This window comes from Actinoplanes couchii, assembly GCF_016862075.1.
Taxonomy (GTDB): Bacteria; Actinomycetota; Actinomycetes; order Mycobacteriales; family Micromonosporaceae; genus Actinoplanes; species Actinoplanes couchii.
This window is the reverse complement of the sequence record NZ_BOMG01000044.1, coordinates 226180-240845: the sequence shown is the minus strand read 5'-3', so window position 1 is coordinate 240845 and position 14666 is coordinate 226180. Positions and strand designations below refer to the sequence as shown.

Annotated in this window: 13 protein-coding genes; 11 read left to right on the top strand and 2 right to left on the bottom strand. The window is 71.3% G+C overall.

The window, feature by feature from the left end; translation table 11 throughout:
- Nucleotides 1–3 precede the first annotated feature (3 nt).
- Entirely contained in the window at nucleotides 4–2559 is a 2556-nt protein-coding gene (locus Aco03nite_RS17555) for a bifunctional acetate--CoA ligase family protein/GNAT family N-acetyltransferase (protein WP_203796419.1), read from the top strand.
- A 2-nt stretch (nucleotides 2560–2561) separates the two neighbouring features.
- Here the strand turns inward: Aco03nite_RS17555 and sigB are convergent, their stop codons facing one another.
- Nucleotides 2562–3515, bottom strand: coding sequence for an RNA polymerase sigma factor SigB (sigB, locus tag Aco03nite_RS17550; protein WP_307837644.1), 954 nt, complete (start codon nucleotides 3513–3515; stop codon nucleotides 2562–2564).
- 274 nt (nucleotides 3516–3789) lie between these two features.
- Here sigB and Aco03nite_RS17545 point away from each other — a divergent pair, with 274 nt between their 5' ends.
- Nucleotides 3790–4578: a sporulation protein gene (locus Aco03nite_RS17545; RefSeq protein ID WP_203796417.1), complete on the top strand. Its 789-nt coding sequence runs from the start codon at nucleotides 3790–3792 to the stop codon at nucleotides 4576–4578.
- A gap of 4 nt (nucleotides 4579–4582) precedes the next feature.
- Here the strand turns inward: Aco03nite_RS17545 and dtd are convergent, their stop codons facing one another.
- Entirely contained in the window at nucleotides 4583–5002 is a 420-nt protein-coding gene (gene dtd / locus Aco03nite_RS17540) for a D-aminoacyl-tRNA deacylase (RefSeq protein WP_203796416.1), read from the bottom strand.
- 163 nt (nucleotides 5003–5165) lie between these two features.
- On the opposite strand from dtd, the gene Aco03nite_RS17535 reads away from it, so the two are divergent.
- The 9 genes from Aco03nite_RS17535 to Aco03nite_RS17495 are packed head-to-tail and all read left to right on the top strand — an operon-like array spanning nucleotide 5166 to nucleotide 14664.
- The gene (locus Aco03nite_RS17535; RefSeq protein ID WP_203796415.1) at nucleotides 5166–7100 is read left to right on the top strand and encodes a methyl-accepting chemotaxis protein; all 1935 of its coding nucleotides are present in this window, start codon (nucleotides 5166–5168) and stop codon (nucleotides 7098–7100) included.
- A gap of 53 nt (nucleotides 7101–7153) precedes the next feature.
- The gene (locus Aco03nite_RS17530) at nucleotides 7154–8725 is read left to right on the top strand and encodes a chemotaxis protein CheW (RefSeq protein WP_203796476.1); all 1572 of its coding nucleotides are present in this window, start codon (nucleotides 7154–7156) and stop codon (nucleotides 8723–8725) included.
- 14 nt (nucleotides 8726–8739) lie between these two features.
- Complete coding sequence (gene cheB / locus Aco03nite_RS17525; protein ID WP_203796414.1) at nucleotides 8740–9780, top strand: chemotaxis-specific protein-glutamate methyltransferase CheB; 1041 nt, start codon at nucleotides 8740–8742, stop codon at nucleotides 9778–9780.
- A 27-nt stretch (nucleotides 9781–9807) separates the two neighbouring features.
- Nucleotides 9808–10431 carry a HEAT repeat domain-containing protein gene (locus Aco03nite_RS17520; protein ID WP_203796413.1) on the top strand — a complete coding sequence of 208 codons (624 nt, stop codon included), beginning with the start codon at nucleotides 9808–9810 and terminating at the stop codon, nucleotides 10429–10431.
- Nucleotides 10431–11300 (top strand): CheR family methyltransferase, encoded by an 870-nt coding sequence (locus tag Aco03nite_RS17515; RefSeq protein ID WP_203796412.1) that lies wholly within the window; start codon nucleotides 10431–10433, stop codon nucleotides 11298–11300. The genes Aco03nite_RS17520 and Aco03nite_RS17515 overlap by 1 nt, the downstream gene beginning before the upstream one ends.
- Nucleotides 11300–11701, top strand: a complete 402-nt coding sequence (locus tag Aco03nite_RS17510) for a response regulator (protein ID WP_203796411.1) — start codon at nucleotides 11300–11302, stop codon at nucleotides 11699–11701. Before Aco03nite_RS17515 ends, Aco03nite_RS17510 begins: the two co-directional genes overlap by 1 nt.
- Complete coding sequence (locus tag Aco03nite_RS17505) at nucleotides 11698–14043, top strand: chemotaxis protein CheA (protein WP_203796410.1); 2346 nt, start codon at nucleotides 11698–11700, stop codon at nucleotides 14041–14043. Before Aco03nite_RS17510 ends, Aco03nite_RS17505 begins: the two co-directional genes overlap by 4 nt.
- Nucleotides 14024–14296 (top strand): hypothetical protein, encoded by a 273-nt coding sequence (locus tag Aco03nite_RS17500; protein ID WP_203796409.1) that lies wholly within the window; start codon nucleotides 14024–14026, stop codon nucleotides 14294–14296. Before Aco03nite_RS17505 ends, Aco03nite_RS17500 begins: the two co-directional genes overlap by 20 nt.
- The gene (locus tag Aco03nite_RS17495) at nucleotides 14293–14664 is read left to right on the top strand and encodes a response regulator (RefSeq protein WP_203796408.1); all 372 of its coding nucleotides are present in this window, start codon (nucleotides 14293–14295) and stop codon (nucleotides 14662–14664) included. Before Aco03nite_RS17500 ends, Aco03nite_RS17495 begins: the two co-directional genes overlap by 4 nt.
- Nucleotides 14665–14666 lie beyond the last annotated feature (2 nt).

Sequence of the window (14666 nt, the reverse complement as noted above, 5' to 3'; positions counted from 1 at the left end):
ACGATGGAGCGCGGCGCGGACGTCCTTCTCTCCGACGGCACGTCGGTCCACCTGCGCCGGATCCGCCCGGAGGACGCGCCGGCCATCGTGGACTTCCACTCCCGGATGAGCGAGCGCACCCGCTACCTGCGCTACTTCTCGCCCTATCCGCGCATTCCGGAACGCGACCTGCACCGCTTCGTCAACGTCGACCACCACGACCGCGAGGCGTTCGTGACCCTCGCCGACGACCGGATCACCTCGGTCGGGCGTTATGAACGGCTCGGCCCGGACTCCCCGGAGGCCGAGGTCGCGTTCGTGGTCGAGGACGCGCAGCAGGGCCGGGGCATCGGCTCGGTGCTGCTGGAGCATCTCGCCGACGCGGCCCGGCGCAACGGGATCGTCCGGTTCGTCGCCGAGGTGCTGCCGGAGAACAACGGCATGCTGCGGGTCTTCGGCGACACCGGCTACCAGGTCCGCCGGCGGTACGCCGACGGCGTGGTCCACCTGAGCTTCCCGATCGAGCCGACCGAGAAGTCCCGGGAGGTGCAGGAGTCCCGCGAGCACCTCACCGAGGCCCGGTCGATCGCCCGGCTGCTGTCCCCGCGGGGCATCGCGATCTACGGTGCCAGCGCCACCGGGCAGGGCATCGGCGCGCTGATGCTGGGCAACCTGCGTGACGGGGGCTACACCGGTGAGCTGGTGCCGGTGCATCCCACCGCGGACCGGGTCGCCGGGCTCCGGGCGTACCGCAGCGCTGCCGACGCCGGTGTCCCGATCGACCTGGCCCTGATCGCGGTGCCGGCCGACCGGGTGTCCGAGGCCGGCCGCGACGCGGCCCGGTCCGGCGCGGGTGGGGGAGTGGTGGTCTCCGCGGGTTTCGCCGAGACCGGTCCGGAGGGCGCCGCCCAGCAGCGGGCCCTCGTCGAGGCGGCGCGGGCGGCCGGGCTGCGGGTGATCGGCCCGAGCAGTTTCGGCATCGCCAACACCGATCCGTCGGTACGCCTGAACGCCACGCTCTCCCCCCGGCTGCCGATGGCCGGGCGGGTCGGCTTCTTCAGTCAGAGCGGCGCTCTCGGGGTGGCGCTGATGGCCGAGGCGGACCGTCGCGGTCTGGGCCTGTCGAGTTTCGTGTCGGCCGGCAACCGCGCCGACGTCTCCGGCAACGACCTGCTGCAGTACTGGCAGGACGACCCCGGCACCGACGTGGTGCTGCTCTACCTGGAGACCTTCGGCAACCCGCGCAAGTTCGCCCGGCTGGCCCGCCGGATCAGCCGGGTCAAGCCGGTGGTGGCGGTGGCGTCGGCGACCCGCCCACCGGGTCTGGCCGGTGACACGCCGGGCCCGGACGCGAGTTCGGTGACCGCCCTGTTCGCCCGGTCCGGGGTGATCCGGGTGGACACCGTGCAGGAGCTGTTCGACGTGGGCATGCTGCTGGCCCACCAGCCGCTGCCGGCCGGCCGCCGGGTCGCCGTGGTGGGCAACTCGTCGGCGCTGGGTGAGCTGGCCGTGGTCGCCTGCCGGGCCGCCGGGCTGGTGGTGGCCGACGGCTATCCGCGGGACACCGGCTCCGAGGCGGGCGCCCACGACCTGGCCGACGTGCTCGCCGACGCCGCGGTCGACGATCAGGTGGACGCGCTGGTGGTGGTCTTCGCGCCGCCGATGCCGGGCCGGCACGCCGACGAGGACGCCGACTTCGCGGCGGCGCTGGCGAGTGTGGCGCTGGCCGGTGAGAAACCGACCGTCGCGACGATGGTCTTCGGGCAGGCGCCGCCCCGGGTGCCGGCCTATCCGTCGGTCGAGGAGGCGGTCCGCGCGCTGTCCCGGGTGGTCGGTTACGCCGACTGGCTGCGCCGTCCGCCGGGGGTGCTGCCGGAGTTGTCCGGAGTGGATCCGGTGGCGGCGGAGGCCGCGGTGGCGGCCGAGTCCCCGACCGCTCTGCTCGCCGCGTACGGGATCGCGGTGGTGCCGTCCACGCTGGCCGCAAGCGCCGACGAGGCGGTCGCGGCGGCGGCCGAGCTGGGTTATCCGGTGGCGATCAAGGCGGCCGGCGGGGCGTTGCGGCACCGGATCGACCTCGGTGCGGTGCGCCTGGCGATCAACGGCGACGATGCGGTACGAGCGGCGTACGGCGAACTGGCCGGCGCGTTCGGCCCGGAGGTCCTGGTGCAGACCATGGTCGCGCCGGGGGTGGCCTGCACGGTCGAGCTCCGGGAGGATCCGGCGTTCGGCCCGGTGGTCGGTTTCGGCCTCGGCGGGGTGGCCAGCGAGCTGCTCGGTGACCTGGCCTGGCGGGCCGCGCCGCTGACCGACCGGGCGGCGGAGGCCCTGGTCGACGAGCCGCGGGCGGCCCCGTTGCTGCACGGTTACCGGGGGTCCACACCGGTGGACCGGGCCGCGCTGGTCGATCTGCTGCTGCGGATGGGCCGGCTGGCCGACGAGCACCCGCGGGTCCGATCGCTGACCCTGAACCCGGTGCTGGCCCGCCCGGACGGCTGGTCGGTGCTGCACGCCGCGGTCGAGTTCGGCGATCCGGGGGCCCGGCCGGACACCGGCCCCCGGAGGTTGCGGAGCGTCTAGCCTCAGGAGGCGTAGGCCTCGAGGCGGGAGGCGCGCTCCGGGTCACGCAGCTTCAGCATGGTGACCTTCTCGATCTGGCGGATCCGCTCGCGGCTCAGGCCGAACTCGCGGCCGACCTCGTCGAGGGTGCGCTGGCGGCCGTCGTCCAGGCCGAAGCGCAGCCGGATCACCGCGGACTCCCGCTCGGACAGGGTGCCGAGCACGATCTCGACCTCGCTGCGCAGCTCGCCGGTGGCGGTGCCCTCGCCGGGCACGGTCGGGCCGGCGGCGGCGACGAAGTCACCGAGGGCGCTCTCGCCGTCCTCGCCGACTGCCTGGTCCAGGCTGACCGGCTCCCGGTCGTACGAGATCAGCTCGATGACCTGGAACTCGGGCACGTCCATGGCCTTGGCGATCTCGGCGATGCTGGGCTCGCGGCCGATCGTGGCGGCCAGGTCGCGGCGGCAGCGGACCATCCGGTTGACCTGCTCGACCATGTGCACCGGGATGCGGATGGTGCGGGCCTGGTCGGCCATGGCGCGGGTGATGGCCTGCCGGATCCACCAGGTGGCGTACGTGGAGAACTTGTAGCCCTTGGTGTAGTCGAACTTCTCGACGGCGCGGATCAGGCCGAGGTTGCCCTCCTGGATCAGGTCGAGGAAGGCCATGCCGCGGCCGGTGTAGCGCTTCGCGATGCTGACGACGAGGCGCAGGTTGGCCTCGAGCAGGTGGTTCTTGGCGGCCTTGCCCTCGGTCACGATGACCTTCAGCAGGGGCGCCAGGTCGGCGGGCGCCGTGGGGAGCTTCTCCTCGGCGTAGAGGCCGGCCTCGATCCGCTTGGAGAGGGTCACCTCCTCGACGGCGGTGAGCAGCCGGGTGCGGCCGATGCCGTTGAGGTAGGCACGGACCAGGTCGGCGGAGACGCCCCGCTCGTCGGTGGCGTCCAGGTCGGTGAGCGTCTCGACTTCGTCGGTCATGATGTTCTCGACAGTCATGGACTCCGGCGCCTTCTTCATCTCCAGGACCACTTCGAGTCCCCTCCCCCGCGATAACGTCTCGTGCGTACCCAGCGCTTCGTGCCGGTGTGAGGGCAAGCTTCGTCCGAGGCGCGTTAAGCGGAGGTGAGGCCGGGCACCAGGTGGCATGAATCAGGGAGAACCCTGAGGTCACCAAACCGACAAGCCGGACTTGCGTCACCGTGAGTGTTTGCCGGAGCTCGATATCGTGTTCAGCCCTACGAAGGGGAGCAGCGTGGTCTTCAAGCGAATGATGCAAGCGTTCGGTGTCGGCGGACCCTCGGTCGACACCGTGCTCACCAATCCGAACACCTACCCGGGCGGGTTCCTGGAGGGCCAGGTCCACGTGGTGGGCGGTGACCACGCCGTCGACATCGAGTACGTCGCGATCGGCCTGACCACCCGGGTCGAGGTGGAGAGCGGCGACAGTGAGTACCAGACGAACCAGGAGTTCCACCGCCAGCGGCTGACCGGCTCGTTCAAGTTGGAGCCGGGCGTCCGCCACGACGTCCCGTTCCGTTTCGAGGTCCCCTGGCAGACCCCGATCACCGAGGTGTACGGGCAGCACCTGACCGGCATGACGATGGGTCTCGCCACCGAGCTGGAGGTGGCCCGGGCGGTCGACAAGTCCGACCTGGACACGGTGGCCGTGCACCCGCTGCCGGCCCAGGAGCGGATCCTCAAAGCGTTGCTGGACCTCGGTTTCCGGTTCAGCCGGGCCGACGTCGAGCACGGCCGGGTCTACGGCGTGGAGCAGCATCTGCCGTTCTACCAGGAGATCGAGTTCTACCCGCCGGGGCAGTACGCGAGCGGCATCAACCAGCTCGAGCTGACCTTCCTGCCGACGCCGCAGAAGCTCCAGGTGGTGCTGGAGCTGGACAAGCGCGGCGGGGTCTTCACCGAGGGGCACGACGCGTTCGGCAGTTTCGACATCGACTACGCGACCGCCGAGCAGATCGACTGGGTGGCCCGGCTCGACCAGTGGCTGCGCCAGTCGGCCCAGCGGCGGGGCCTGTTCTTCTGACCCGTCAGAGCTCCAGCAGGACCGTGCACGGTCCGACGTTCACCGATTCGACGAGCATGTGCGCCCGGAAGCGGCCGGTTTCGACCACCGCTCCCCGGGCGCGCAGTGCGTTCACGTACTCCGCGATCAGGGGTTCGGCGATCTCGGCCGGCGCGGCGGCGCTCCAGCTCGGCCGGCGGCCCTTGCGCGCGTCGCCGTAGAGCGTGAACTGGCTGACCACCAGCAGCGGGGCGGACCGGTCGGCGGCCGAGGCGTCGTCCAGGATCCGCAGCTCCCAGGTCTTGCGGGCCAGCTCGGCGGCCTTGGCCGGGGTGTCGTCGTGGGTGACCCCGACCAGCACCAGCAGCCCGTCCTTGATCTCGCCGGTGATCTCGTCGCCGACGGTGACGCTCGCCCGGCTCACGGTCTGTACCAGTGCACGCATCCGCCGACCGTATCCCATCGATTTTCCCGGATTCCGCCTCTCGGGTGAACGGCCCGGTGCCAGGATTTGCCTGGTCGGCGGGGCAGTGGAGGCGTGCTCTCCATCTTCGCGGCCCGACCCCCGCGTGCACCGGATCAACCGGACCCAGATGGGAGAACCACCCATGCCCCTCACCAGCACCGCCAGCGGGCGCGGCACCGACGCGACCCGGATGACCAGGCCGGCGGCCCCGGCCCGCCCGGGTCGGGTCGCCGCCGATCAGGACGCCAACCGGCGGCAGGCTCGGTCGGTGGCGAAACAGCAGCAGGCCGCCGAACGGATCGCCTCGGCGACCGCGCAGATCTCCGCCCAGAACGCCCAGGCCGCGGAGGCGTCCCGGCAGCTCGCCGAATCGATGCAACAGATCGCGGCCGGCGCCGAGGAGTCGTCCGGCGCCACCCAGCAGAGCCTGGCCGCGATGAACCAGGTCGAGGAGAAGGTCGCCCGGCAGGAGCAGACCACCAAGCAGGTCGCCGATCTCTGCAACGCGCTGCAGGGCCTGATCAACGAGACCCGGAACGGCATCATCAGCCTGCTCGGGAACGTCGAGGGCGCCTCCAACCGGCAGTCCAGCTCGGTGGCCACCATCACCGAGCTGGAGAAACAGGCCGACGAGATCGGCGAGATCGTCAAGACGGTCGCGCACATCGCCGACCAGACCAACCTGCTGGCCCTGAACGCCGCGATCGAGGCGGCCCGGGCCCGGCAGCACGGCAAGGGCTTCGCCGTGGTCGCCGACGAGGTGCGCACCCTGGCCGAGACCAGCGAGCGCAGCGCCCGGCAGATCCGCGGCCTGATCGACGAGGTGCGCAGCAGCGTCACCGACATCGCCGGTGCGGTGCAGACCTCCGCCGAGGCGGCCCGGGGCGAGGTGGAGAAGGGCAAGACGATCACCTCGCAGCTGGAGACGATCCGGGCCGACATGGGCACGATCATGGCCGGGTCGACCGAGATGGCGACGTCCGCGACCCAGGCGATGAAGGCCGCCGCGGCCGCCAAGCAGCGGACCGAGGAGATCGCCGCGGCGTCCGAGCAGCAGTCGGCGGCCTGCGAGGAGTCGCTGCAGACGGTGGCCCAGCAGACCCAGGCGCTGCGGCAGAGCGACCAGGCCGCCGAGTCGCTGGCCGAGGTCGCCGAGACCCTGCGCAGCAGCACCGACATCGCCAAGAGCGCGGAGGAGGTCGCCGCGGCGGCCGAGCAGTTGTCCGCCGCGGTCGAGGAGATCAACCGGGCCGCGAGCCAGATCAACGTCGCGATCAACGAGATCAACGCCGGCGCGCGTACGGCCGCTGCCAAGGGTCAGCAGACCGCCGACTCGGTGAACCAGATCGAACAGGGCGCGCAGCTCTCGGCCAACCGGGGCGCCTCGGCGGTGGAGCGCTCGGACGTGATCCTGGAGCTGATCACCGGCAACAAGGAGGCGGTCGACTCGATGATCGACGCGATCGGCACCGCCGCGCGGGAGGGCATCGAGAACGTCCGCAAGGTGACCGAGCTGGAGCAGATCTCCCGGCGGATCGACAAGATCGTGGACGCCATCGCGAACGTCTCGATCCAGACCAACATGCTGGCCGTGAACGGGTCGGTCGAGTCCGCCCGGGCCGGCGAGTTCGGCAAGGGCTTCGCCGTGGTCTCCACCGACATCCGCAACCTGGCCCGGGACTCGGCGGACAACGCCGACCGGATCAAGGACCTGGTCAAGGCGGTGCAGGACCGGATCATCGAGGTCCGCGCCGACCTGGAGGAGACCAGCCGGATGTCGCTGGCCGAGGTCGAGTCGGCCAAGGCCACCACGGCCCGGCTGCTGGAGATCGAACGCGACATGCAGCAGGTCCGCGGCGGCAACCAGGAGGTCCGCGAGTCGGCGCTGGAGATCGCGAACACGCTCGGCGAGGTCAAGTCCGGTCTGGAACAGATCTCGGTGGCCGCCAGCGAGGCGGAACAGCTCGCCGGGCAGGCCTCCACCGCGGCCCGGGAACAGGCCCAGGGCGCCGAGGAGCTCGCGGCCGCGGTCGAGGAGATCGCCGCCCTCGCCGACGAGCTCCAGAACGCCGCCTGAGACCCGGAGCTTTCGTACGCCGCCTTGACGCCCGGATAAGGGGAACCGTGAGCATGGACACCGCCGAGGACTACGGCGTCGAATACGGCGACGAGTTCGACGAGAACCGCGAGTTCGTCACATTCGACATGGCCGGGGAGCGGTACGCCTTCCCGATGCGCCGGGTGCAGGAGATCATCCGGATGCCCACCGTGGTGAAGGTGCCGCTCGGCCCGCCGTCGCTGGAGGGCCTGGCCAACCTGCGCGGCCGGGTGCTGCCGGTGGTCAGCCTGCGACGCTGCTGCGCGATGGAGCCGACCGAGCACGACGAGACCACCCGGGTGATCGTGGTGGACGGCGGTGTGCCGCTCGGCTTCGTGGTGGACCGGGTCTCCAGCGTGGTCAGCATCGACCCGCAGCAGATGGAGACGGCCGACGCGGTGCAGGCCACGGTCAACTCCGACGTGCTGGTCGGGGTGATCAAGTCCGGTGAGGGCGGGATGACCACGGTGCTGGACGTGGACCGGCTGATCGGCAGCCAGTTCACCCGGCTCGCCGAGAAGCGGGGCGGCCGGGACACCTCGGCGGCGACCCGGCTCGCGGCCGAGGACGACGCCGAGGCCGAGCTGGACGACACCCTGGAACTGGTCAGCTTCGCGGTGGAGGGGCAGGAGTACGCCCTCCCGATCGACCAGGTGCAGGAGATCGTGCAGGCGCCCGAATCGGTCAGCCACGTGCCCAACGCGGGCAGCCGGGTGCTCGGCGTGATCGACCTGCGCGGCCGGCTGCTGCCGGTGGTGAGCATGCGGCGAGTCTTCGGGCTGCCGGTGACGCCGCTGGAGCCGCAGAACCGGATCGTGGTGGTCTCCATCGACGGCGGCATCGTCGGCGTGGTGATGGACACCGTGCGGGAGGTGCTGCGGGTGCCGCACCAGCTGGTCGCCCCGCTGCCCGGGGTGGTCGCCGGCGAGGGGCGCAAGACCGAGGTGGAGTCGGTGTGCCGGCTCGAGGCCGGCAAACGGCTGGTCTCCGTGCTGAACGTGAACCGGATGTTCGACTCGCCGGAGGTACGCAACGAGATCGCCGACTACCGGCGGGAGGACGAGCAGGACATGATCGACGAACCGGAGGACATCGCGGACGACGACGGCCGCGGTGACGAGGAACTGTTCGTGGTGTTCCGGCTCGACGACGAGGAGTACGCCGTCGACGTCGACACGGTGCAGGAGATCATCCGGGTGCCGGAGGCGCTGATCCGGGTGCCCAAGTCGTACGCCTTCGTCGAGGGCCTGGTCAACCTGCGCGGGACCGTGCTGCCGGTGGTGGACCTGCGGACCCGGCTGGGACTGGGCCGGACCGAACGCGACGAGCGGCAGCGCATCGTGGTGCTGATCATCGGCGGGGTCCGGACCGGGTTCATCGTCGACTCGGTGGCCGAGGTGGCCCGGGTCGGCCGCAACGTCCTGGAACCGGCGCCGGAGCTCTCCGCCGAACAGGCCCGGGTGGTGTCCCGGGTGGCCAACCTGCCGGAACAGCAGCGCATGCTGCTGCTGGTGCAGGTGGATCAGCTGCTCGCGGCGGATCAGGCGGATCAGGCCGCGCAGTTGTGCGGCGACGTCACCGGCGACGCTCTCGTCGGGGTCTGAACGGGAGCCGGCCGGTGTCTACGTCCGTGCTGGTGGTCGACGACTCGGCGCTGATGCGGCGAGCGCTCAAGGGCATCCTCACCGAGGCCGGGGACTTCGAGGTGTTCACCGCCCGCAACGGGGTGGACGCCCTGGAACAGATGGGCCGGTTGCGCCCGGACGTGGTGACCCTGGACGTCAACATGCCGGAGATGGACGGGCTCACCTGCCTGGCGAAGATCATGAAGGAGCAGCCCACCCCGGTCGTCATGGTGTCGTCGCTGACCGAGCACAACGCCCTGGTCACGCTGGAGGCGCTGGAACTGGGCGCGGTGGACTACGTGCCGAAGCCGGGCGGGACGGTGTCGCTCAACATCGACGACGTCGCGGTCGAGCTGGTCAACAAGGTGCGCAGCGCCTCGGCGGCGAAACTGAACCGGGCCGCGGTCCGGGCCCCGCGGGCGCCGGTAGCTCCGCCGGCCCGGGAGATCGGCCCGGCCGGCTCGGTCGACCTGGTCCTGATCGGCTCCTCCACCGGCGGCCCGGCCCTGCTCTCCGACCTGCTCCCACAGCTGCCCGGCACGCTGGGGGCGCCGGTGGTGGTGGCCCAGCACATCCCGGCGTCGTTCACCGCGGCGCTGGCCCGCCGGCTCGACGAGGTCTGCGCGCTGCGGGTGCACGAGGTGGACCGGATCATGACGCTGCGGCGCGGCAACATCTACATCGGCCGGGGCAACGCCGACGTGGTGGTGGCCCGGCGTACCGACGGATTGATCGTCAAGTCCGTCCCGGCCGCCGCCGAATACCGCTGGCACCCGAGCGTGGACCGGATGGTCGCCTCGGCCCGGCGCTACATCGATCCGCAACGGCTGGTGTGCGCCCTGCTCACCGGCATGGGTGACGACGGGGCCACCGAGATGGCCGCGGTCCGGGACGGCGGCGGCCGGACCATCGCCGAGGCCGAGGAGACGGCCGTGGTGTGGGGCATGCCGGGGGAGCTGGCACGCCGGGGCGGGGCCACGGCCGTGCTCCCGGCGTACGAGATCGCCGACCGCCTGGCCGCCTGGGTCCGCTGAGCTTCGCGAGGGAAGAGGTCGATCACCATGGGACTCGTCCGCAAGCAGGCTCCGCAGCAGCCCGAGGAGGTGGCGCCGGAGCGTCCACCGGCCGAGACGCTGCTGCGGCGGCTGGACGACCCGGACACCGATCTGCGCCGGGAGGCCGCGCTCGGCCTGGAGGGGATCGCCGAGGCGGTGCCGGCCCTGCTCGCCCGGGTGCACGTGGAGGACGACCCGCGGGTGCTGGAGTCGATCCTGATCACCCTCGCGGCGCACGACACCGACGAGGTCGCCGGCAGCCTGGCGGTCCACCTGGCCAGCGACGAGGCGGCCCTGCGCACCGCCGTCGCCGCGGCCCTGGCCACCATGCCCCGATCGGTGCCGGACCTGCTGCCGGCCCTGCTCGCCGCCCCCGACCACGACGTCCGGGTGATGACCGCGATGATCCTGGCCGACCTGCCGCACCCGGACGCGCACGTCTGGCTGTTGCGGATGGTCCAGGACGACCCGCACCCGAACGTGGTGACCGGCGCCATCGACGCGCTGCTGCCGTCCGCGACCGCCGACGACATCCCGCTGCTGGAGCACGCGGTGCAGCGGTTCCCGGACGACCCGTTCCTGCGGTTCACCGTGCAGGCGGCGCTGCCCCGCCTGGCCGGGACGGCGTGATGACGACCGCCACGGCCGGGGCCGGGCTCTCCGACGCGGACTTCACCCGGTTCTGCGAGTACTTCTACAAGCGGACCGGCATCCACTTCACGCCGGGGAAGCGGTACTTCGTCGACAAGCGGATCGAGACGTGCATCCGCAACTCCCGGTACGACAACTTCGCCGGCTGGTTCGCCGCGCTGCGGACGTCCGACCGGGGCGAGATGGCCCAGGACCTGATCAACCAGCTGACCGTCAACGAGACGTACTTCCTGCGCGAGGACTACCAGTTCGACGCGATGCTCAACACCGTGCTGCCGAGCGTGATCGCCGACCGGGGCGGGCTGCAGCGGATGACCGGGCCGGTGAAGATCCTGTCGCTGCCCTGCTCGACCGGTGAGGAGCCGTACTCGATCGCCCTGCGCCTGCTCGAGGAGTGGGACCTGATCGACCACGTGGACGTGGAGATCCACGGCGCCGACATCGACAGCGAGGTGCTCGCCAAGGCGTCGCACGCCAGTTACGGCGAACGCTCCCTGCACCGGGTGCCCAAGGCGTGGCTGGCGAAGTACTTCGTCGCCGTCGGCGCCGGCCGCTACCAGGTCGAGGACGGCATCCGCAGCGCGGTCACCCTGCACCGGGTGAACATCTGCGACACCGCGTCGATGCGGGCGTTCCGCGACTACGACGTGATCTTCTGCCGCAACGTGCTCATCTACTTCGACGAGCTGTCCAGTCGACGGGCGGCGGAGAACCTGTACGGCGCGATGCGCCCCGGCGGCTATCTCTTCCTCGGGCACTCCGAGTCGATGAGCCGCATCTCCCCGATCTTCACCCCGACGCGCCTGCCGGAGGGCCTCGTCTACCAGCGACCGACCGGAGGCAACTGATGACCTCGGATACCGCGACCGGAGCCCGGGTGCTCGTGGTCGACGACGCCGCCACCGTGCGGCTCTACCACACCACCCTGCTCGGCGGCGCCGGGTTCGCGGTGAACGAGGCCGCCAACGGGCTGGAGGCCGTCGAGGCGGCCCTGGGCACCGACTTCGACCTGTTCGTGGTGGACGTGAACATGCCGAAGATGAACGGCTACGCCTGTGTCGAGGCGCTGCGGTCGGACACCGTCGGCAGCGACGCCCCGGTCGTGATGATCAGCACCGAGGACCGGCCCGGTGACGCCGACCGCGCCTATCAGGCCGGGGCGAATCTCTACCTGGTCAAACCGGTGGCCGGGGACCGGCTGGTCCGGGTCGCCACGATGCTGACCGCCGGGAAGGACGATGTTGCGTGAATCCCCTACTCGCGCAGTTCCTCGCGGAGGCCAACGACCTGCTCGCCCAGGTCGACGAGGGCCTGCTCCAGCTGGAGCGGGATCCCGGCGACCCGGAGCTGGTCAACGAGGTCTTCCGGGCCGCGCACACGTTCAAGGGCTCGTCCGGGCTCTTCGACTTCCCGGAGCTGACCCGGCTCACCCACGCCGCCGAGGACCTGCTGGACGCGGTCCGCGGCGGCCGGCTGGCTCTCGACTCCGGGATGACCGACGACCTGCTGGCGTCGTTCGACCTGATCCGCGGCTGGCTGGCCCACGTCACCACGCACGAGCGGCTGCCGTCCGGCGCGGGCAGCGACGCGGCCGGCCTGATCACCCGGCTGCGCGCCCCGCTGGGCGGTGAGGCGGCGCCGTCCGCCCCGTCCGCCGCCGGCCCGGCCGTGCTGGTCGACACCGCCCCGGACTGGCTGGCCTACCTGGACGCCGAGTGGCTGACCGAGACCGCCGGCTGGCTGTCCACCACCGGGTCGACGCTGCGGTTCCTCTGGTACACGCCGGACACCGACTGCTTCTTCCGGGCCGAGGACCCGCTGCACCTGATCCGGCAGCTGCCCGCCCTGGACCGGCTCAGCGTGGTGCAGCCCGGCACCTGGCCCGCGGTGCAGGAGTACGACGAGTACACCTGCATGCTCTCCTTCCTGGTGGTCACCCGGGCCTCGCTCGGCGAGCTGAACCACCTGTTCCGGTACGTCACCGACCAGATCGAGATCGTCGAGCTGGACGCCGACGCGATCACCAGGCACCTCAGCGGTGAGCCGCCGCTGCGGGCCGAGGAGGTGATGACCGTCGCGGTCACCCCGGTGATCGACACCGAGATGGCCGCCGACGCCCGGAGCGTGCTGCACGCCGCCCACCGCGCGCTGACCATGGACGGCGTGGTGACCGAGGGCACCCGGATCCGGTCGGTCCGGCACGCGGTCGCCGCGGCGGCCCGGTCGCTCGGCGTGCCGGTGGACCTGGGCGCCGCCGGCCCGGCCGAGCTGCTCACCGCGATCGACCTGCTCGCCGGGGAGGCCGCGCCGGCGCCGGTCGCGATCGCCCCGGTCCCGGCGGCGCCACCCCGCGCCGAGGAACGGGTCGAGAGCCGGGCCGACGACCCGGGCGGCCAGGTCGGCACCCGCGTCCTCAAGGTCGACCAGGAGAAGGTGGACCGGCTGATGGAGCTGGTCGGCGAGCTGAACGTGGCCAAGAACGGGCTGACCTTCCTGGCCGCCTCGGCCGAGGAGGAGTTCGGCAGCCGGGCGCTCAGCCGCCGGATCAAGGACCAGTACGCGGGCCTGCACCGGATCGCCGAGGAACTCCAGTCGGCCGTGATGGACGTCCGGATGCTCCCGCTGTCGGTGGCGTTCAGCCGGTTCCCGCGGCTGGTCCGCGACCTCAGCCGGCGGCTCGGCAAGAACATCGAGCTGGTCACCGAGGGCGGCGACACGATGGCCGACAAGGACGTCATCGAGGCGCTCGGCGACCCGCTGGTGCACCTGGTGCGCAACAGCCTCGACCACGGCATCGAGACCCCGGACGAACGGTCGCTGCGGGGCAAGTCGCACACCGCCCGGCTCACCCTGACCGCGGTGGCCGACGGCGACGCGGTCATCGTCGAGGTGTCCGACGACGGGCGGGGCGTCGATCCGGATCGTGTCAAGCACAAGGCGTACGAGAAGGGCCTGATCTCCGAGGAGGAACTCGAGACCCTGAGCGACGTGGACGCGGTCGACCTGGTGTTCCGTCCCGGGTTCTCCACCGCCGACCAGGTGTCCGACCTGTCCGGCCGCGGGGTCGGCATGGACGCCGTCCGGGCCAGCGTGGAGAAGCTCGGCGGCGCCGTGACGATGCGCTCCAAGCTGGGTCAGGGCACCTCCACCCGGCTGCGGCTGCCGCTGTCGATGGCGGTCACCCAGGTGATGGTGGTCAGCGTCGCCGGCCAGCGGTTCGGCATCCCGGTGGACCTGGTGGTCGAGACGGTCAAGGTCCCGGCCGGCGGGATGGGCCGGGTCCTGCACCAGGACGTGGTGATGATGCGCGGCGAGGTGGTGCCGGTGATCGACCTGGCCCGCGCCCTGGACATGCCCTGGTCGCTACCGGAGACCGCGGACCGGCCGATCCTGGTGGTGAGCGTCAACGGCCAGCGTGTCGGCCTGCTCGTCGAGCAGTTCCACCGCGAGGTCGACGTGATCCTCAAACCGATGGAGGGCCTGCTCGCGTACGCCGACGAGTTCTCCGGCACCGCACTGCTCGGTGACGGACTGGTCCTGCTGGTGCTCAACATGAAGGAGGTGCTCGGACTTGCCGCTCGAGTTGCATGAGGAGACCGCGAACCTGGTCGGCGTCGTCACCGTGGACGAGGTCGAACAGCTGGTGGGCTGGCTGCGGACCGCCAAGCGGCCGCGGGTGGCCCTGCGCCGTTGCAACCATCTGCACACCGGCGCACTCCAGGCTCTGCTTCTTTTCCGTCCGAAGATTTCCTCAGCACCGGCTGACGCGTTCCTCGCGGCACAGGTGCTGCCACTGCTCGCCGGGGGCGGTGGGCCAGCCAAACCGGGAAGTGAATCGCCATGACCACTGTGATGCTCGTCGACGACTCCGCCACCATGCTGATGAGCCTGAAGTCGATCCTGACCAAGGCCGGCTACTCCGTCGAGACGGCCGGCCACGGCAAGGAGGCTCTCGACAAGCTGGGCAAGGGCGTCAAGCCGAATCTGATCATCAGCGACGTCAACATGCCGCAGATGGACGGGATCACCTTCGCCCGCGAGGCCCGCAAGGCCCCCGGCATGCGGTTCACCCCGATCCTGATGCTGACCACCGAGTCGGAGCAGAGCAAGCGGGCCGAGGCGAAGGCCGCCGGCGCGACCGGATGGCTGGTCAAGCCGGTCGGGCCGGACCAGCTCCTGGGTGTCATCAAGCAGGTTCTGCCGGGCGCCTGAGA